The sequence below is a fragment of the Bradyrhizobium sp. SZCCHNRI2009 genome (genome assembly GCF_032485115.1).
Lineage (GTDB): Bacteria > Pseudomonadota > Alphaproteobacteria > Rhizobiales > Xanthobacteraceae > Bradyrhizobium.
Map to the genome: position 1 here is coordinate 45,013 of NZ_JAUEUH010000002.1, position 18,363 is coordinate 63,375.

The following is an 18,363-nucleotide window of genomic DNA, read 5'->3' on the forward strand; positions in this document are numbered from 1 at the left end:
TCACGCCGATTGTCGCCTCGGCGCGTCATCGTCGATGGCGGCGAGCCGCGCCGCCGCGCGGCGCAGGAACGCCGACGCGCCCTGCGCCTCGGCGACCGCGACGGCCTCGCGTAGCGCGGCCGTCACCTGGCCCGGTGCGGTGTCGGGGAGGGCGGCCAGGATCTCGGCGCGCCGCCGATGCAGCGGCGACAGGAAATAGCCGTCGCCATAGCGCCGCGCGGCGTCGATCGCCGCGTCGATCGTCTGCATCGCCTCGGCCGTCTTGCCGACGATCAGTTGCAGACCGGCGACCTCGCCGAGATAGAAGCAGGAGAAATGCATCATGCCGAGCGTCTGGAACGCCGGCAACGCCTCAGATGCCGCCGCCAGCGCCTCGTCTGGAGTCCTGCCGAGATGGCCGCGGGCATGCGCCTGCAGGCTGCCCGCCACCAGCTGATAGAGCGGATAGCCATGGTCACGGCAGATGCGCAGGGCCTCCTCGGTGGCGAGGAGGACATCCTCGTAGTCGCCGCGTGCGAGCTGATAGAAGGCGAGCCACGACAGCGCCCAGGCGAGGTCGAACGGACGTCCGAGCCGGCGCGCATGCGCGATGAGATCGCTGGCGACGGCGGCCGCGCCGGCATCGTCGCCCATCGCATGCAGCACCTGCAGCAGCGAGGCCTGGCCGGCGACCAGCGGATCCTGGGAGGACAGTTGCGGTAGCCGCGCGCCGTCCGACGCCTGATAGAGCTGCACCGCGGCGGCCAGCAGCCGGCGCGCAGCGGGGAGGTCGCCTCTGGCGAAGAGAATGTAGCCCAACGCAACGCCGCTCTCGATGCGATGCTCGGGAAGGCCGGTCTGCTCGCCGATTCCCAGGCACAGATGTGCCATCTCCTCGGCACCATCGAGATCGCCCGCGATGATCAGGAAACTGCAGATGCCGCGCAGCACGGCGAACAGGCCGGCGGTGTTGCCGAGTGCGTCGCAAATCGCCCGTGCCTCGGACAGCGCCTTGCCGACCTCGGGCACGGTGTAGCCGCGCGAGGCAGCGAGGCTGACGGCAAGCCCGATCAGGAGCTCGAGCTCCAAGTCGGCGCGCTCGCCGTCGGCGGATTGATGACGCAGCAGGTCGAGCGCCGTTTGCAGATGTCGCGCCGCTTCGACATGCGCGGCGCGCGAGGCGGCGCGCCGGCCCGCGTCCGCCCATAGCGGGATGGCTTCGGCGATCGCGCCACTCTCGGTGAAATGGTAGGCCAGCAACTCCGGCTCGGTGTCCCGCGTCTCGGGAAAGCGATCGCGCAGCACCGCGGCGATCCTGCCGTGCAATGTCTGGCGTTCGCGCCGGAGCAGGGACTCGTAGGCGGCGTCGCGGATCAACGCGTGCTTGAACGTGTAGAGGCTGTCGGGCGGTGCGCCGCTGCTCTCCACGAGGCCGGACTTGACGAGCTGATCCAGGCTCTCGCCGAGCCTGGCTTCGGGCTCCGCCACGATGGCCGACAACAGATCGTAGCTGAAGCGGCGGCCGATGGCGGCACCGAGATTGGCAATCCGGCGCGCCGGCCCCAATCGGTCGAGCCGCGCAACCAGGGAGTCCTGCAGCGAGGCGGGAATGGCCACGCTCGCATGGCCGTCCCGTGCGGGCGCCGCGGAGGCTTCGACGACGTACTTCGCCAGCTCTTCCAGGAACAGCGGAATGCCTTCGCCACGGCTGACGATCTGGCGTAGCGTCGCTGCCGGCAGCGCGGCCGAAGCGGCCACATGGGTGCAGATCCGCTCGGCGTCGCCGTGACTCAATCGCCCGAGCGGGAGCCGCGTGACCTTCGGGCTCGCGGCCCAGGGCGGCTCATATTCGAGCCGGGCCGTGACCACGATCAGCCAGCGGCGTTGTGCGGCGCGCTGGATCGCCCGATCGAGCAGCTCGAGCGTGGTCGTGTCGCTCCAATGCGCGTCTTCCAGCACCAGCAGCGCGGGCCCGGTCGGCACCATCATGTCGATCAGCCGGAGCAGCGTCTCCCGCGTGACCTCCGAGCGCTTCTCGACGGTCATCGTCTGCAGCGGATTGTCCGGTTCGGGCGCGACGCCAAGGACGTCGGCGAGCACGGCGCGCGCGGTGGTGTCGGTGATGCCGTGCGCGTTCATGAAGCGATCGAGCTTGTCGCGACGCGTCGCTGCGCCGTCGGTGCGGTCGAAGCCGGCGATGAGCGCGAGCTGTTCCGAGATCGGATACAGCACGCTGTCACAACGGGTGGGGCTGCAGTGCCAGATCATCTGCAGCTGGGAGACGTCGGCCACGCGCCGCCGCAGCTCCTCGACCAGCCGCGACTTGCCGATGCCCGGCTCGCCATGGAGCAGCACCACCTGTCCGCTGCCGAACCGCGCCGCCGCCCAGCAATCGAACAGCCGCGCCAGCTCCTGGTCGCGCCCGACCAGGGGGGAGCTTTCGCCGCGAATGCGGGCGTGGAAACGGCTCGCGACGGCGGCTTCTTCCAGCACCTCGAACGCCTCGACCGGTGCGGCGAATCCCTTCAGCGCGAACGTGCCGAGATCGCGGAAGTCGAACATGCCGCGCGCGATGCGCTCGGTCGTCCGGGCCACGACGATGCTGTCGGGGGCGGCGATCGATTGCAGCCGCGCCGCGAGATTCGGCGTCTCGCCGACGATGTCGACCGGGCGGCCGTCGGCGCGGGGCATGAGGTCGCTGACCACGACGAGGCCGGTGGCAATGCCGATGCGCAGACGCAGTGGCTGGCCTTGCGGGGCATCGAGCCGGCCGACGGCGTCGCGCAGCGCGATGGCGGCGCGGATCGCGGTGGCCGCATCGTCTTCCCCCGCACGCGGATAGCCGAAATAAGCGAGCACGCCGTCGCCGGCATATTGCGTGATGGCGCCGCCATGGCGGCCGATGACGTTTTCGCAGGTCGTCAGGAAGGCGTCGATGACGCTGGTCATATCTTCCGGATCGAGCCTGACGGTGAGCGAGACGGAGCCGACGAGATCGCAGATCAGCGCCGTCACCTGCCGCCGCTCGGCGCGATGCATGCCGAGCAGGCGCGAACTCGTCGTCGTATCGGATGACGGCTGTCGCAACACCCCGCCACACCCGCCGCAGACATCCGAGCCCGGTGGATTGGGCCGGCCACAGGTTTCACAATCCATCTGCGTTCGGGCTCCCGGACACGGCTACGGAATGCGAATGAGCGCGAAGCGCGGAGCTGGCGATATGGGCGCGATCGCGGCGCCCGTATCGACCGACGTCGCGCGCCGAGCGCGAAGCATCGGTTTGCGGTACTGGCATTTCGCGTGCGACCAGGACCGGCTGATCATGTTCAACTCATAGCGCATTCGTGGCAGGGTAGCAACGGTGCCGCCATACTCGCGATGGCTCCGGGGAGCGGGGACGATATCGGACGGCTCCCCCGGGTGTCCTCGATGCTGGCGGGACCGTTCAAGCCTGCGACGATTTGACATCAATGTGAAACATCAGGTCGCCTCCCTTGCGGACAGGCGCGCGTGATCGCGCGATCCCGCGGCGGGCGACCCGTCCGGGTGATGCATCGTGAAGCCCTCGCGACGCGTGAGGGCGCAGGGAAGGCCGGACCTCGACTGAGGCCCGTGGCCCGCCTGCGAAAAAAATGCAGGCGGCAGGTACCACAGGTCAGCCGGAAACCCGGCCCTCCCTGCGCGATGGCTTTAACGGCTGCTTCGCGTTCTCCCTGGTGCGCCGGGCTTTCTGGCCACCATCCCCACGCGAAGCGAAGCCTCAACGTGAGTTGATATCAGCATCGGGATATCAGGACCGCGCGACTTGACCGTGCGTGGCGAATTGTTCGTCGGCGCGGGCAACCCGCGCTGCAATCCACCACGCCCACCGCTCCCCGCCTCGCGTCTCGTGACGACCGCGATACGCCCCTCAGCTCGAGACGGGATGCGGGAATAGAACCATGATTTCCGGAAAAACGAAAGAGAAATATTTTCGGCGCGGGGACTGGACAGGCCAAATCAGCTTGATCGCGCAGCGGAAATCAGTTTCCCGGCGCATTGAGCATCCAGGGTTGCGCCGCCCGTGCGAACTCGGGATTTGCTGCTCCGACGCTGACACGTCGTCCTGGACTGACAAAGAGGACGACCGAGGCGCTTGGCCGCGCCGCGCCGTCACGGCCAGTCGGCGAAGTTGAGCATGGTCCGTGGCTGGCCTTTGGTCCGCTGCGACGAAACACCCTTGCGCCAGGCGCCCGGTGATTGACCGGTGTGTCTGACGAAGAAGCGGTTGAAATAGGCGCTGTCCTTGAAGCCGAGCGCGAAGGCGATCTGCTTGATCGTCGCGGTGGTGGTTTCGAGCCGGGTCGCCGCCTCCTGAATGACGCGCTGCTGAATCAGCGCGCTCGGTGACCGCTGCAGCACCCGGGTGCACAGCGCGTGCAGGCGATCCGGCGTGACGCCGAGCAGCGCAGCGTAGTCGGCGACCCGCAACTGCTGATGAAAGCGTTCCTCGACGAGCCGGCGAAAGCGGCTCAGGATCTCGGCGCTGGAGCCTTGTGCCTCGCCGGCGCTCTCGTCGGCAAACAGCCGCCAGAAGCGCAGCACGCACAGGGTCAGCTCCGATGACATGATCGAGGCCGCGCCGCGCCGTGAGGGATTTTCGATCTCCGCTGCAATCGCCGACATCGAGCGCGCGATGACCGCGGCGAACTCAGCCGTGACGGAGAAGGCCAGGACGGCCTCGGTGCCTGCGAGGTCGAGATAGGCGGGCTCGGCCGAGGAGGGCAGGTGGCGGTGCCAGAGCCCGGAGCGCAGCCGCAGGAGATGCCCGGCGGAACCTGCCGCGACGTCGAGATGCTCGGCCCCTCCCGCCGGTACCCAGACCAGCGCCGCACCGGCCCAGATCTGGATTTCGTCTTCGGCGAAGCGCACCGAGGCCGTTCCGGCGGTCAGGCAGAGCAGGTGGACGAACGGCCGCGCGGCATCCGAGCGCAGGGCCCAGCGCCGTGCCTCGAAATGCGAGGGGATGGCTTCGGCCCCGAGCGCTGCCGGGGTGCCACGGGCCGCCGGCGGCAGCGTCCGAGGCGCGGCATTACGCGCGGTCGTCGCCCCAGAAAAGTGCACTCTTTTACCGGAACTGTCCATTGCGCCACCCAAGCCTGCGGTGTTTCCCTCGTCAAGTCCCGACGACCGCAAACAAAAAACCGCGGACGACGCCGGGGCAGAGGAACGTCACCGATTCACCCGCGCGGTCCGCGCGCGTGAACATGGGAGGAGGACAGAGAGATGACTTCGACCAACCGTCGTCAGGTGTTGCGGATCGCGGGGGCGGCGATCGCAGCCGGCTTTGCCGTATCGGCCGCCCAGGCCCAGCAGGACAAGATCCGCATCGGTTATGCGATCTCGAAGACCGGCCCCTATGCCGGCGGCGCCGGCATCACCACGCTGCCCAACTATCAGCTCTGGGTGAAGGACGTGAACGCGGCCGGTGGCATCAAGCTCGGCGACAAGCGGCTGCCGATCGAGATCGTCGAATATGACGACCGCAGCTCGTCGGAAGAGGCGGTGAAGGCGATCGAGCGCCTCGCCAACCAGGACAAGGTCGACTTCATCCTGCCGCCCTGGGGCACCGGTCTCAACCTTGCGGTCGGTCCGACCTTGAACCGGCTCGGCTATCCGCATCTCGCGGTGACGTCGGTGACCGACAAGGCGCCAGAACTCGCCAAGCGCTGGGCCAATGCCACCTTCTGGCTCGGCACGTCGGCGCAGATCTCCAATGGGCTCGCCGAACTGCTCGGCAAGCTGAAGAGCGAGGGCAAGATCGGCGGCACCGTCGCGATGGTCAGCGTGGCCGACCAGTTCGGCATCGAGCTGGCCGCCGCCGGGCGCGAGGCCTTCAAGAAGGCCGGACTGACCGTCGCCTACGACAAGACCTATCCGATGGGCTCGCAGGATCTGCAGCCGCTGCTCAAGGATGCGATCGCGAGCAAAGCCGATGCCTTCGTCGCCTTCAGCTATCCGCCGGATACGATCGGGCTGACCGAGCAGGCGCAACTGCTCAAGTACAATCCGAAGGTCTTCTATGTCGGCGTCGGCACGGCGTTCCCGCTGTTCAAGGGCAAGTTCGGCGCGGGCAGCGACGGCGTGATGGGCATCGGCGGCTGGAACGCCGACTCGCCCGCGCTCAAGGACTATCTCGCCCGCCACAAGGCGGCGACCGGGCAGGAGCCGGATCGCTGGGCGAGCCCGATCACCTATGCCAGCCTGCAGGTGCTGCAGCAGGCGATCGAGAAGGTCGGCAAGGTCGACCGTGCCGCGGTCGCCAAGGAGATCCGCGAGGGCTCTTTCGACACCATCATCGGCAAGGTGAAGCTGAAGGACGGCCTGCTGCAGGAGGTCTGGAGCGTCGGCCAGTGGCAGAACGGCGAGTTCTACGCCGTGGCGCCGGCCTCGCTGCCCGGCGCACGCGCCGCGGTCGTGCCGAAGCCCGAGTGGAAATAGCCGGAACGAGGTCGTGAGCTTGCGGACGCGCGTCAAGGCGCGCGCGTCCGCGGGCCTCGCGCAAGAGGCACCATCCCATGCTGCTGCTCGACATCCTGCTGCCCGGTCTGGTGCTGGGGGGCATGTATGCCCTGATCGCGCTCGGCCTGACGCTGCAATATGGCGTGGCGCGCATCATGAACCTGTCCTATGGCGAGTCGCTGGTCGCGGCCGCGTTCGGCACGCTGTCGCTCTATTCCGGGCTGCAACTGAGTCCGCTGCTGGCGCTGCTGCTCGCGATGCCCGCCGCGGGACTGCTGAACTGGCTGCTCTACAGGCTTTTGCTGCAGCGCCTGATCCGCCGCGGCAAGGACGCCGGTGCCCAGGAGGTCGACAGCATCCTCGTCACCTTCGGCGTGCTGTTCGTGATCCAGGGCATCATGCTGGTCGCTTTCGGCGGGCAGTATTACAGCTACAGCTATCTCTCCATTCCCGTGACAGTGCTCGGCTCGACGCTCGCGGTGAACCGGCTGGTCGCGCTTGGTTTCGCCGCACTGATCGGCACCGGCGTCTATCTCGCGCTGACGCGGACAAGGATCGGCACGGCCGTGCGCGCCGTCGCGGTCGATGCCAATGCCGCGCGGCTGGTCGGCATCGATGTCGCTTGGCTCGCAGGACTGGCGTTTGCGTTCGGTGGTGGACTGGTCGCGGCCGGCGGCGTGCTGGTCAGCATGTTCCTCACCTTCAACGCCTCGATGGGCGTCGTATTCACGATGAAGGCGCTGGTGGTCGTGATCATGGGCGGCGTCGGCAACGTCATGGGCGCGCTGGCCGCAGGGCTGCTGCTCGGCGTCGTCGAGACCGCGGTGGCGCGGCTGGTCGATCCCGGGCTGACCTTGGCCGCGACGTTTGCGATGTTTCTCGCCGTGCTGCTGATCCGGCCGACCGGACTGTTCGGAAAGGCGGCGTCGTGATCAGCCCCGGCAAGATTCTGGCCTGGTGCATCGGGCTCGTCGGCGTTGCCGCCGCGGTGACGCTGCCGCTCTATGCCAACGGCTACTATCTCGCGCTCGGCATCAGCATTCTCTATTTCACCGTGCTGGCAACCGCCTGGGCCATGTTCTCCGGGCCGACCCGCTACGTCTCGCTGGCGACGGCTGCGTTCTTCGGCATCGGCGCCTATACGGCGGCGGTGACGGGCGAGACGCTGAGCTGGCCGCTGCAACTGATGACCGCTGCGGGTGTCGGCGCGCTGGTTGCCGCCATCACCGGCCTGTCGACGCTGCGGCTGTCCGGCATCTACTTCATCATCTTCTCGTTCGGCCTGGCCGAGCTGATCCGCCAGCTCGTGATCTGGTACGAGGTCAACATCCACAAATCGGTCGGCCGCTATCTGTTCAGCGACATCACCCAGGAGATGCTATACTGGCAGCTCTGCGCGCTGACGGCGCTGGTCTTCCTCGCCGGCTTTCTGCTGACGCGCTCGCGCTATGGCCTCGCGCTGCGCGCGATCGGCGCCGACGAGACCGCCGCGCGCCATTCCGGCATCGATGCGACCGCGGTGAAGCTCGGGGTCTTCATCCTCAGCGCGGTGTTCATGTCGGTGACCGGCGCGATCATGGCGCCGCGCTGGACCTATATCGATCCGGCGATCGCGTTCAACCCGATGATCTCGTTCCAGGTCGTGATCATGGCGCTGCTCGGCGGTGCCGGCTCGCTGATCGGCCCGGTGCTCGGCGTCATCCCGCTTGTGCTGCTGTTCGAGGTGCTGACAGCCGCGCTGCCCAACCATTTCAGCATCGTGCTCGGCCTCATCTTCATCGGCATCGTGATGGTGCTGCCGAGGGGCGTGATCGGGTTGGTCGATCGGGTCTGGCGGCGCGAGCCCAAGGTGGTCGGCGCCAAACCGGAGCAGGGCGGAACGCTGCTCACGGCCGAGACCGTCGGCAAATCCTTCGGCGGCCTGCGCGCCGTCGACCAGGTCAGCCTGGACGTCCGCGCCGGCGAGATCCTCGGCGTCATCGGCCCCAACGGCTCGGGCAAGACGACGCTGCTCAACATGCTCTCGGGCGCGCTCGTGCCCTCGGCCGGCACGATCCGCTTCGGCGACACCGTCATCAGCGGCCTCGCGGCGCACCGGATCGCCCGGCTCGGGCTTGCCCGCACCTTCCAGTTGGTGCGGGTGATGCCGGACCTGACGGTCGCCGAGAATGTCGCGGCGGCGGCGTTGTTCCGCATGCGCCAGACCGGTGCGGCCGCAGAATCGATCCATGAGCTGCTCGCCCTGGTCGGCCTCGATGGCATGGCGGAGATGCCGGCGGGCGATCTCACTTACATCGACCAGAAGCGGCTGGAGCTCGCCCGCGCGCTGGCGCTGCATCCGCGTCTTGTGCTGCTCGACGAATGGCTGGCTGGGCTCAATCCGACCGAGCTGGAGACCGGCATCAGGCTGATCGCCTCGCTGCGCGACCGCGGCATCACCATCGTGATGGTCGAGCATGTGATGGATGCGATCCGCGCGCTGTGCGACCGCTGCGTGGTCATGAGCGCGGGCGTCGTGATCGCGCGCGGCACGCCGGACGAGGTGCTCGCCGATCCCGCGGTGATCACAGCCTATCTCGGAGAGCCCGATGCTTGAGATCAAGCGGCTGTCGCACGCCTATGGCAAGCACCAGGCGCTCACCGATGCCGCGCTCGAGGTCGCGCGCGGCGAGATCGTCGCCATCCTCGGCGCCAATGGCGCCGGCAAGTCGACGTTGCTGAAGGCGATCGCGGGACTGATCCAGCCGTCGCCCGGAGCCGTGATCCGGCTCGGCGGGACGGACATCGGCTCGCTCGCGCCGCATCTGATCGTCGAGCGCGGCATCGCGCTGGTGCCGGAAGGCCGCGGCGTGTTCGGCGATCTCACCGTCGCCGAGAACCTCCAGCTCGGCGCTTATCCTTCGCGCGCCCGCGACGGCGAGGCCGCGCGGCTGGCGCACGTGCTCGCGCTGTTTCCGCGTCTTACCGAGCGCATGGGGCAGGCGGTGCGCACCATGAGCGGCGGCGAGCAGCAGATGGTCGCGATCGGCCGCGCGCTGATGTCGCGGCCCGACCTGCTGCTGCTCGACGAGCCGTCGCTCGGCCTGTCGCCGCTCTTGAGCAGCGAGGTGTTCCGGGCGCTGAGAACGATCCGCGGCGACGGCGTCGGCATCCTGATGGTCGAGCAGAACGCCCGCGCCAGCCTCGACATCGCCGACCGCGTCTACCTGATCGAGCAGGGACGCAATGCCGGCGAGGGGCCGGCGCCCGAGATGAAGAACAATCCCGACATCCAGCGCGCCTATCTCGGCCAGTCGCGCGCCCCGGCTTCCGCAACCGCAACAACCCCATCGACCTAGGAGCGCCCCATGAACGCGATCAATCTCCTGATTGGCGGCAAGGACCAGTCCGCCACCAATCAGCGCACCTTCCAGCGGCTCAATCCGATCAGCGGCGAGATCGCGACCATCGTTGCGGCGGCGTCGATCGACGACGCGCTGCGCGCCGCCGATGCCGCCGCGGCGGCGTTTCCGGCGTGGTCCCGGCTCGGTCCGGGCGAGCGCCGCAAGCGGCTCAATGCGGCTGCGGATGCGCTGGCGCGCAACGCCCCGGAGTTCATCGCGCTGATGATGGCCGAGACCGGCGCCACCGCGGGCTGGGCCGGCTTCAACGTGCATCTCGCCGAGGGCATGCTGCGCGAGGCCGCGGCGATGACGACGCAGATCGCGGGCGAGGTGATCCCGACCGACGTGCCCGACAACATTGCACTGGCGCATCGCCAGCCGGTCGGCGTCGTGCTCGGCATCGCGCCGTGGAATGCGCCGGTCATCCTCGGTGTCCGCTCGGTGGCGATGCCGCTCGCCTGCGGCAACACCGTGGTGCTGAAGGCCTCGGAGATGAGCCCTGGGGTGCACCGGCTGATCGGCGCGTGCCTGGCCGAAGGCGGTCTCGGTGACGGCGTCGTCAATGTCGTGACCAACGCGCCCGAGGATGCGCAGGCCGTGGTCGAGGCGCTGATCGCCCATCCCGCGATCCGGCGCGTCAACTTCACCGGCTCGACCCGCGTCGGCCGTCTCATCGCCATGGCCTGTGCCAGGCAATTGAAGCGCGCGCTGCTCGAGCTCGGCGGCAAGGCGCCGCTGGTCATTCTCGACGATGCCGATCTCGACGCCGCGGTGAATGCCGCCGCGTTCGGCGCCTTCATGAACCAGGGCCAGATCTGCATGTCGACCGAGCGCATCGTGGTCGACGACAAGGTGGCGGATGAATTCGTCGCAAAGTTCGCGGCCAAGGCCAACAGCCTGCCTTACGGAGATCCGCGCAAGGGCGATGTGGTGCTGGGCTCGCTGGTCAGCGCCGCCGCCTGCGACCGTGTCGGCGGCCTGATCGAGGACGCGGTGGCCAAGGGTGCCGTGTTGGCCGCCGGCGGCCGCGGCAGCGGGACGATCATGCCCGCGACCATCGTCGATCACGTCACGCCGGCGATGCGCATCTATGGCGAGGAGAGCTTCGGTCCCGTCGTCACCATCGTGCGCGTCAGCGGCGTCGACGAGGCCGTGCGCGTCGCCAACGACACCGAATATGGCCTGTCGTCGGCGGTGTTCGGCCGCGACATCGCCCGCGCGCTCGCTGTCGCCAAGCGAATCGAGTCCGGCATCTGCCACGTCAACGCGCCGACGGTGCATGATGAGCCGCAGATGCCGTTCGGCGGCGTCAAGGCCTCGGGCTATGGCCGCTTCGGCGGCAAGGCCGCGATCGACGAGTTCACCGAGCTGCGCTGGATCACGGTGCAGACCGGCGAACGGCACTATCCATTCTGAGACGGCGTTTGCGTCCCGGCCCTGGCGCATCGTCGGATGCAGCCAGAGCCGGTCGTATTCCGCGCGGCCACGCGGAAGCGATTCCATATGTATCCGGGCATCGCGCAAGGGCGACTTCGGCGCACGCCCTCACGGCAGCGACACGCGCCGTCCGTGAGCACCGACGGTGCGAGGTGCGATCGAAATTCACGTTGCAGCTCCGCTGGTTGCGGCGGACAGGCGCGCTACCTTAAAGAAATTCCAACGGCTTTAGATCGATTCAGTTTGCTGCGGCCCTTCTCTTGCCGGACGTTCGGCTCATCACGTGCAACGTCGATGACGAAGGATGGGTTCGGGCGCATGCGGCTGTGGGTTCAGGTTCACACGTGGACGTCGCTGATCAGCATGATCTTTCTGCTGATGCTGTGCCTGACCGGGCTTCCGCTGATCTTCCATGAGGAGATCGATCATCTCTTCGAGGATGAGATCGTCGCGCCGGCGATGCCGGCCGACACGCCGCTGTTGCCGCTCGACCGCCTGATCGCGGCGGCCAAGCAGCAGTTGCCGGAGCAGCATGCGCTGTTCGTGAGCCTGAAGCAGGCGGAGCCGCTGATCGTGGTCGCGATGTCGCCGACCGCCATTCCGGTGCCTGGGCAGTTTCATCGGCTCACCGTGGATGCGCGCACCGGCGTCGTTCTCGGCGAGGAAGCGCCGCATCAGGACGTCATGGACGTGATCCTGCGCATCCACCGCGACATGTTCACCGGCCTGCCGGGCGAGCTCTTTCTCGGACTGATGGGACTGGTGTTCTCAGCGTCCATCGTCTCGGGCGTCGTCGTATACTGGCCGTTCATGCGTCGCCTGCAGTTCGGCACGGTGCGGGATCGCTCGGCGCGGCTCAAATGGCTCGACCTGCACAATCTGCTCGGTATCGTCACGGTGAGCTGGGCGCTCGCGGTCGGCTTGACCGGCACCATCAACACGCTGGCGGTGCCGCTGTTCGACCTCTGGCGCGCGAAGACCATGCCGGCACTGCTCGCGCCCTATCAGGGCAAGCCGCTGGCGGAAGCGAAATCGGTCGAGGCCGCCGTTGGCGCCGTCCGCACCGCGTTTCCGGACCGGCTGGTGACGTCCATCACCTTGCCGACGACGACGCGGTTCGGCAGCCCGCAGCATCTGATGATCTGGACCAAGGGCCGCACGCCATTCACCGCGCGCATGTTCAAGCCGGTCCTGGTCGACGCCCAGGACAGCAGCAAGATGGTCGCGCCCGAGCTCGCCTGGTATCTCACCGCGTTGCAGGTATCGCGGCCGCTGCATTTCGGTGACTACGGCGGGTTGCCGCTGAAGATCATCTGGGCCGTTCTCGATCTCATCACGATCGTCGTGCTGTGCAGCGGACTCTATCTGTGGGCCGCCAAGCGGCGGGGCTTCCGCAGGAAGGTGTCCGGCGTCGTGACATCGGCAGCGCCTGCGGTGGTGTCGCCATGAGCTCCTCGGCGGCATCGGCGAGGCCATCTGCCCGCGCCGCGCAACTCTCGACCTGGCAGGTGTTTCGTGCGCCGCTGCTGATCGGTCTGGTTGCCGCAGCCGGGCTCGCCTTCGGACTGTTCGGCGACGGGCTCTGGGACGCGCTGTGCTGGCTCGGACTGTCGATTCCGATTCTGCTGTCGCTCGCCTACGGGACGAAGCGGAGCCGCGGCGCGAAGGCCGGAGCGCAAGGCGCTCGGGCCGGGACGCAGGATAGGCCGCTCTGAGCGCTGACGTCCGCCGCCGGTCGGTGGAAGATGCCCCGCATCATTGACCTCGATCCGCGCCGCCGGACTATGCGCTCGGCCAGCCAACGATCCCACGCATCTCTTGTCTTACGTGTCTTCTCTCGCGCGACGCGTCATCGCGATGGCAGCACGCTGCGTCGGCCGCGCGCGATCGATCTCGCGCAGCGAGCGCCGACGCGAGCGGCGTCGCTCCGGCCTGGAAACAAGCAGATACAAATGTCTCGATGCCTTCTCCGATCTGCGCGTGGCGCGGCGGAGATGTGGCGCATTTGAAAGCAAAGATTGATTCAAAAGTGGCAATGTGATTAGTTATCATCGTACGATTGATCGAAATTATTTCGATGAGTTTGAGACGATCGGTGTCGTGAGTTGTATCAGCCGACGCGATCGCATCGCTCTTCCCCGCGACATGCGCTTCTTTTGAAGGCTTCAAAGAAGCGGAGGGAAAAGAATCTCGTAGTAGCGACAACCTATTGAGCTGATCGATTCGGCGAAGCTGTCGCTCGTTAGACGAGTTCTACGTCGCGCGACGCCATCCTCAAATACCTGTGTGTTAGGACCACCGACGAGCCGAGTTGGAACTTGGAATGATCGGGGTGTCAGGATGGTCTGTCGCATTTGGGATAAAGACATTGGATTGACGATGTCGTTGGGACTTGTGAGCTCATTGGCGCTCACGCTGAATGTCGGAGGCGTTCAATCGGCCTTTGCGCAGACCAAGCTCCCCGATGTGACCGTCGACGCGCCGAAGCCGAAAGTCCGGCAGACCGCCTCGAGACCGCAGACGACCGCGACGCGGACCGCTCAGCAGCGCCGCGTCGCTCCGCGCAACCTGCCGCCGACCGCCCCGGTGGCCTATGTGACGCCGTCGACAGGAACGGTCGGCGCGCCGCCGTCGCCCTATGCCGGCGGCCAGGTCGCGAGCGGCGGCGGCCTCGGGCTGCTGGGCAACCGCGGCGTCATGAACACGCCCTTCAACCAGACGAGCTTCACCTCGCAGCTGATCCAGAACCAGCAGGCGCGCACGATCCGCGACGTGCTGATCAATGATCCCTCGGTGCGCACGATCCAAGCCGCCGGCGGCGGCGCCGACAGCCTGTTCATCCGCGGCTTCTACTACGACAGCGGCGACTACGCCCTGAATGGCCTCGCCGGCATCGCGCCATATTATTCGACGGGCGCCAATTTCATCGAACGGGTCGAATTGCTGAAGGGGCCGGCGGCTCTGCTCAACGGCATGACGGTTGGCGGCACTGGCGCCTCAAGCGGCGGCGCGGTCGGCGGTAGCGTCAATCTCGTCACCAAGCACGCGCTCGACACCGACATCACGCAGCTAACGGCGACCTATGCGTCCAAGACGCAATTCGGCGAGCAGATCGACGTCGGCCGCCGCTATGGCGAGCACAAGGAGTGGGGCGTACGGCTGAACAGCAAGTATTCGAACGGCGATACCCCCTGGAACCGGCAGACCGACGAGTTCGGCAACGCCCACCTCGCCGTCGACTATCATGGCGAGAATGTCCGAATCGATGCCGATGTCGGCTATCAGGCGGACAAGCTGAATCCGCCGCTGCGATTCTTCGGCGTGGGTACTGCTGTCACCAGCATTCCGTCGCCACCGTCGTCCGGCACCAATTTCCAGGTGCCGTGGGCGTATTATGCGCCGACCGATTTCTTCTCGACGGTGAAAGGCGAGGTCGATCTCAACGATCGTATCACCGCCTATGCCGGATTCGGCTATCACGACAGCAACATCAACTACCGTTATCCGTCGCCGGTGCTCTCGAGCAACGCTGGCCTGTTGTCCGGGACTCCTGGAACGGGAAGCGAGACGTACAAGACGTACGCCGGGGAGGCTGGCCTGCGCATGACCGCCGATACCGGCCCGATCAACCATGCCGTCAATGTCGGCTACTCCATCACCGACCGCACCTATACCCAGCAGGTGGTCTCCGGCAAGATGCCCAACTGGAGCCTTTACAGCGAGCCGACCAACATCGCGTTGCCAAGCTTTCCGACGCTCCAGGCCAATCAGACCGTCGGCGCGAATCTCTGGAGCATCGGCGTCTCCGACACGATGTCGCTGCTGAACAAGCGGATTCAACTGACCGTCGGTGTGCGCAGACAAACGGCGGGAACGGAAGTCACGAATCTCGTTACTCCAGCATCGAGCCGCCCGTTCGAGGACACCTCGGTGTGGACGCCAGCCTATGCGCTCGTGGTCAAGCCCGTCGAGTTTGTGTCGCTGTATGCCAATTACATCGAGGGCCTGCAGACCCCGACCGTCGTTGCCGCCGGCTATGCCAACAGCGGCACGGTCTTCCCGCCAGGGCAGACCAAGCAGGTCGAGACCGGCATCAAGGTCGACTTCGGCCGAATCACGACCACGGTCAGCGCATTCGATATCTCACGCCCGAGCGTGATTACCACGAGTTCAGGGGGAGTGCTGACTCAAGAGCTGAATGGCCGGCAGCGAAATACGGGCGCCGAGTTCAACGTATTCGGCGAGGTCACGCCGACGCTGCGGCTGTTGGGGGGCGTGGCGTATATTCACGGCGTACAGGAGAAGACTTCGGGCGGCCTGACGGACGGCAAGCGGGCGATCGGCGTGCCCGAGCTCACAGTGAATCTCGGCGCCGAGTGGGATACACCGTTCGTGCGGGATCTGACGCTGACGGGGCGAGTCGTCTATACCGGTGCACAATATGTCGACGCGGCCAACAAACTCTCGCTGCCGGATTGGACACGCGTCGACCTGGGCGCCCGCTACACCTTCAGCTCGCCCTGGAACGGCAAGCCGATCGTGCTGCGGGCGAGCGTCGAGAATGTATTCGACAAGGCGTATTGGGCGTCGGCCTATAGCGGTGTGATCACCCTGGGGGCGCCGCGCACCTATCTCGTTTCCACGACGTTCAATTTCTAGGACGTCGATACGCGTTGGCGATGATGAGGCCGCCGCACGGCCATTGTGCGGCGGCCTTGTTAGTCTGAGCGATGCGGACGGCGTTCAATTCCAATCTGATAAAAATTTGCGTAGCTCATCGATCGCGTTGAGGCGTGATCATCTCCGCGGTGACAACGCGTCGGGTCAGCAAATCATCTCGTTGGAGCCGATGCATCCTGATGTTGAATCGTCACCTACGTGTCACCTTGGAGAGATTAAAAACTTCGATCGGCGGTATCCTTTTGACTGTCATTATCAACTGCATTACTCGTAGTTCATCAACGTCGTTTGTTAGTAGGAGTAGCCGGGCATGATGGTCTTCGACAGAGATGACGTCACCTTCACCGTCGTCGTGAATCACGAAGAACAATATTCGATCTGGCCGACGTTCAAGGACATCCCGAACGGGTGGACGGCCGTCGGCGTGACCGGGAGCAAGAAGGAGTGTCTGGACCATATCGAACAGGTGTGGACCGACATGCGGCCGCTCTCGCTGCGGAAATTCATGCAGGAGAACGCCCAGGCCTCTGCCGAATCCTGAAGCGAAGGAGGCTGGCTGCCATGCGGCTGATCTGTTTGCCCTATGCCGGCGGCAGCGCCATGGTCTATGCGCGCTGGAGGAGAGCTCTTCCGTCCTGGATCGAAATCGTGCCGCTGGAGCTGCCCGGACGGGGCGCGCGGATGGACGAGCCGCTGCAAACGGACGCGGCAGCATTGGCCGATCAGCTCGCGTCCGAACTGATCGGGACGCCGTTGGCGGAGCCTTACGTCCTGTTCGGGCACAGCCTCGGCGGCTTGCTCGCCTTCGAGCTGGCGCACAGGCTGCTCGCGCTCGGCGCGCCAAAGCCGCAGATGCTGCTCGTGTCCGGAACGGAGGCGCCGGCCGTGCGCGACGGCAGCCGCTGGCGCGAGCCGCTCGGTGACGACGCATTGCGCGAGGAGCTTCTCAGGCTGAACGGCACGCCGCCGGAGGCGTTGCAGAGCATGGAGATCATGCGCGGCACGCTGCCGATCCTGCGAGCCGATTTCCTGATGTGCGGAAACTACGTCTATCGGCGGCGCCGGCCCTTGCCGTGTCCGCTGCACGTGTTCGGCGGAGATCTCGACGAGACGCGTGCCGAGGCACTGGAGGCGTGGCGGGCCGAGACCTCCGGCGCGTTCGGTCGCGACATGCTGCCGGGCGACCACTTCTTCATCCATAGCCGACAGGCGGATCTGCTGAAGCTCGTTGCCGCATTGCTGGCACGTCGGGCATGGCCGGGACTCGCCGTTGCTCGCGCGGGGCCTTGAGCGGCGTGCCGAAAGCACGACCCAGCCGGAAAAGCCGGCCGGTGAAGAAACTTCGATGCTGAAATCGACGGGAGACGGGGAGAAGTCATGTTCGCAATACAATCTAAAATAGAACAAGAATCGCTACCGTTCCTTCTGCGGGCCAGCCGCACGCAGCAGCCGCTGATGGAGGCCGTCAGCGAGGTCCGCGACATGATCGAGCGCCAGCTCTATGCGTGCGGCGGAATTCTCTTCCGTGGCTTCCATCTCGACGGCGCCGAGGCGTTCAGGAGCTTCGCCGCGAGCTTCGGCCATCCGCTGCTGTCCTATGAATTCGGCTCGACGCCCCGATCGCAGGTCAGCGCCGGCGTCTACACCTCGACCGAATATCCGCCGCACCAGAGCATCCCGCTGCACAACGAGCAGGCCTATACGCGCGACTGGCCGATGAAGATCTGGTTCTATTGCGAGCAGGCGGCACAGCAGGGCGGTGAGACGCCGGTCGCCGACAGCCGGTCGATCCATCGCGACATGCCGGCCGCGATCCGTAACCGCTTCGCCGAGCGGGGCGTCATGTATGTCCGCAACTACGGCAGTGGACTCGATGTCGACTGGCGACAGGTGTTCGGCACGGAGTCGAAGGCCGAGGTCGAGGCCTATTGCGCCTCCCATGCAATCGCCTGCGAATGGAAGGATGGCGACGAGCTACGGACGCGGCAGGTCTGCCAGGGGACGGCGGTGCATCCCGTGACCGGGGACATGGTGTGGTTCAATCAGGCGCATCTGTTCCACGTCTCCAGCCTCGCGCCCGAGGTTCGGGAAAGTCTTCTCGACATCGTCGGCGATCCGCTCGAGCTGCCGCGCAATGCGTTCTACGGCGACGGCGCGCCGATCGAGGACGAGACGCTGGCCACGGTCAGAGCCGTGCTCGACCGGCACAAGATCGTCTTTCCCTGGCAGACCGGCGACGTCGTCATGCTCGACAACATGCTGACGGCGCACGCGCGCGAGCCATTCAAGGGGCCGCGCAGGGTGATCGTCGCGATGGCGCAAGCCCATCGCGTCAATTGAGCCTGCGGCATCGATCCTCACGTTGTCATCGGACCTTTGGAAA

14 protein-coding genes are annotated in these 18,363 nt (G+C 66.4%); 12 read left to right on the plus strand and 2 right to left on the minus strand.

Translation table 11 applies throughout. The features are described 5' to 3' along the window. A complete protein-coding gene (locus QX041_RS07900) occupies positions 1-3,069 on the minus strand; it encodes an ATP-binding protein (RefSeq protein ID WP_316164868.1) in 3,069 nt (1,022 codons plus the stop codon). A 103-nt stretch (positions 3,070-3,172) separates the two neighbouring features. Here QX041_RS07900 and QX041_RS07905 point away from each other — a divergent pair, with 103 nt between their 5' ends. Then, positions 3,173-3,316: a hypothetical protein gene (locus tag QX041_RS07905; RefSeq protein ID WP_316164869.1), complete on the plus strand. Its 144-nt coding sequence runs from the start codon at positions 3,173-3,175 to the stop codon at positions 3,314-3,316. Positions 3,317-4,131: 815 nt separating this feature from the next. Here QX041_RS07905 and QX041_RS07910 read toward each other — a convergent pair. Further along, positions 4,132-5,115: a helix-turn-helix domain-containing protein gene (locus QX041_RS07910; protein ID WP_316164870.1), complete on the minus strand. Its 984-nt coding sequence runs from the start codon at positions 5,113-5,115 to the stop codon at positions 4,132-4,134. A gap of 129 nt (positions 5,116-5,244) precedes the next feature. On the opposite strand from QX041_RS07910, the gene QX041_RS07915 reads away from it, so the two are divergent. The 11 genes from QX041_RS07915 to QX041_RS07965 all read left to right on the plus strand — a co-directional run bounded on the left by QX041_RS07915 (position 5,245) and on the right by QX041_RS07965 (position 18,320). Beyond that, the gene (locus QX041_RS07915; RefSeq protein WP_315752510.1) at positions 5,245-6,459 is read left to right on the plus strand and encodes an amino acid ABC transporter substrate-binding protein; all 1,215 of its coding nucleotides are present in this window, start codon (positions 5,245-5,247) and stop codon (positions 6,457-6,459) included. A gap of 77 nt (positions 6,460-6,536) precedes the next feature. After that, positions 6,537-7,412 (plus strand): branched-chain amino acid ABC transporter permease, encoded by an 876-nt coding sequence (locus tag QX041_RS07920; protein WP_316164871.1) that lies wholly within the window; start codon positions 6,537-6,539, stop codon positions 7,410-7,412. Further along, complete coding sequence (locus QX041_RS07925; protein WP_316164872.1) at positions 7,409-9,076, plus strand: branched-chain amino acid ABC transporter ATP-binding protein/permease; 1,668 nt, start codon at positions 7,409-7,411, stop codon at positions 9,074-9,076. Before QX041_RS07920 ends, QX041_RS07925 begins: the two co-directional genes overlap by 4 nt. Beyond that, on the plus strand, positions 9,069-9,818 hold the full coding sequence (locus QX041_RS07930; RefSeq protein WP_316164873.1) for an ABC transporter ATP-binding protein: 750 nt from the start codon (positions 9,069-9,071) through the stop codon (positions 9,816-9,818). The genes QX041_RS07925 and QX041_RS07930 overlap by 8 nt, the downstream gene beginning before the upstream one ends. Positions 9,819-9,827: 9 nt before the next feature. Next, complete coding sequence (locus QX041_RS07935) at positions 9,828-11,279, plus strand: aldehyde dehydrogenase (protein WP_316164874.1); 1,452 nt, start codon at positions 9,828-9,830, stop codon at positions 11,277-11,279. Positions 11,280-11,618: 339 nt separating this feature from the next. Further along, positions 11,619-12,749 (plus strand): PepSY-associated TM helix domain-containing protein, encoded by a 1,131-nt coding sequence (locus QX041_RS07940; protein WP_316165433.1) that lies wholly within the window; start codon positions 11,619-11,621, stop codon positions 12,747-12,749. Continuing rightward, positions 12,746-13,015 carry a hypothetical protein gene (locus tag QX041_RS07945; RefSeq protein ID WP_316164875.1) on the plus strand — a complete coding sequence of 90 codons (270 nt, stop codon included), beginning with the start codon at positions 12,746-12,748 and terminating at the stop codon, positions 13,013-13,015. Before QX041_RS07940 ends, QX041_RS07945 begins: the two co-directional genes overlap by 4 nt. A 664-nt stretch (positions 13,016-13,679) precedes the next feature. After that, positions 13,680-15,959, plus strand: a complete 2,280-nt coding sequence (locus QX041_RS07950) for a TonB-dependent receptor (RefSeq protein WP_316164876.1) — start codon at positions 13,680-13,682, stop codon at positions 15,957-15,959. Between the two features lie 331 nt (positions 15,960-16,290). Continuing rightward, positions 16,291-16,521: an MbtH family protein gene (locus QX041_RS07955; protein WP_315717422.1), complete on the plus strand. Its 231-nt coding sequence runs from the start codon at positions 16,291-16,293 to the stop codon at positions 16,519-16,521. 20 nt (positions 16,522-16,541) lie between these two features. Further along, a complete protein-coding gene (locus QX041_RS07960) occupies positions 16,542-17,270 on the plus strand; it encodes a thioesterase II family protein (protein ID WP_315752515.1) in 729 nt (242 codons plus the stop codon). A gap of 165 nt (positions 17,271-17,435) precedes the next feature. After that, the gene (locus QX041_RS07965; RefSeq protein WP_315827776.1) at positions 17,436-18,320 is read left to right on the plus strand and encodes a TauD/TfdA family dioxygenase; all 885 of its coding nucleotides are present in this window, start codon (positions 17,436-17,438) and stop codon (positions 18,318-18,320) included. Positions 18,321-18,363 lie beyond the last annotated feature (43 nt).

Excerpts from the sequence above, each read along its gene's own strand:
- QX041_RS07905 (WP_316164869.1), top strand. The coding sequence starts at position 3,173 with ATGAGCGCGAAGCGCGGAGCTGGCGATATGGGCGCGATCGCGGCGCCC.
- QX041_RS07935 (WP_316164874.1), top strand. The coding sequence starts at position 9,828 with ATGAACGCGATCAATCTCCTGATTGGCGGCAAGGACCAGTCCGCCACC.
- QX041_RS07965 (WP_315827776.1), top strand. The coding sequence starts at position 17,436 with ATGGAGGCCGTCAGCGAGGTCCGCGACATGATCGAGCGCCAGCTCTAT.
- QX041_RS07950 (WP_316164876.1), top strand. The coding sequence starts at position 13,680 with ATGTCGTTGGGACTTGTGAGCTCATTGGCGCTCACGCTGAATGTCGGA.
- QX041_RS07945 (WP_316164875.1), top strand. The coding sequence starts at position 12,746 with ATGAGCTCCTCGGCGGCATCGGCGAGGCCATCTGCCCGCGCCGCGCAA.
- QX041_RS07940 (WP_316165433.1), top strand. The coding sequence starts at position 11,619 with ATGCGGCTGTGGGTTCAGGTTCACACGTGGACGTCGCTGATCAGCATG.
- QX041_RS07915 (WP_315752510.1), top strand. The coding sequence starts at position 5,245 with ATGACTTCGACCAACCGTCGTCAGGTGTTGCGGATCGCGGGGGCGGCG.
- QX041_RS07960 (WP_315752515.1), top strand. The coding sequence starts at position 16,542 with ATGCGGCTGATCTGTTTGCCCTATGCCGGCGGCAGCGCCATGGTCTAT.
- QX041_RS07920 (WP_316164871.1), top strand. The coding sequence starts at position 6,537 with ATGCTGCTGCTCGACATCCTGCTGCCCGGTCTGGTGCTGGGGGGCATG.
- QX041_RS07955 (WP_315717422.1), top strand. The coding sequence starts at position 16,291 with ATGATGGTCTTCGACAGAGATGACGTCACCTTCACCGTCGTCGTGAAT.
- QX041_RS07930 (WP_316164873.1), top strand. The coding sequence starts at position 9,069 with ATGCTTGAGATCAAGCGGCTGTCGCACGCCTATGGCAAGCACCAGGCG.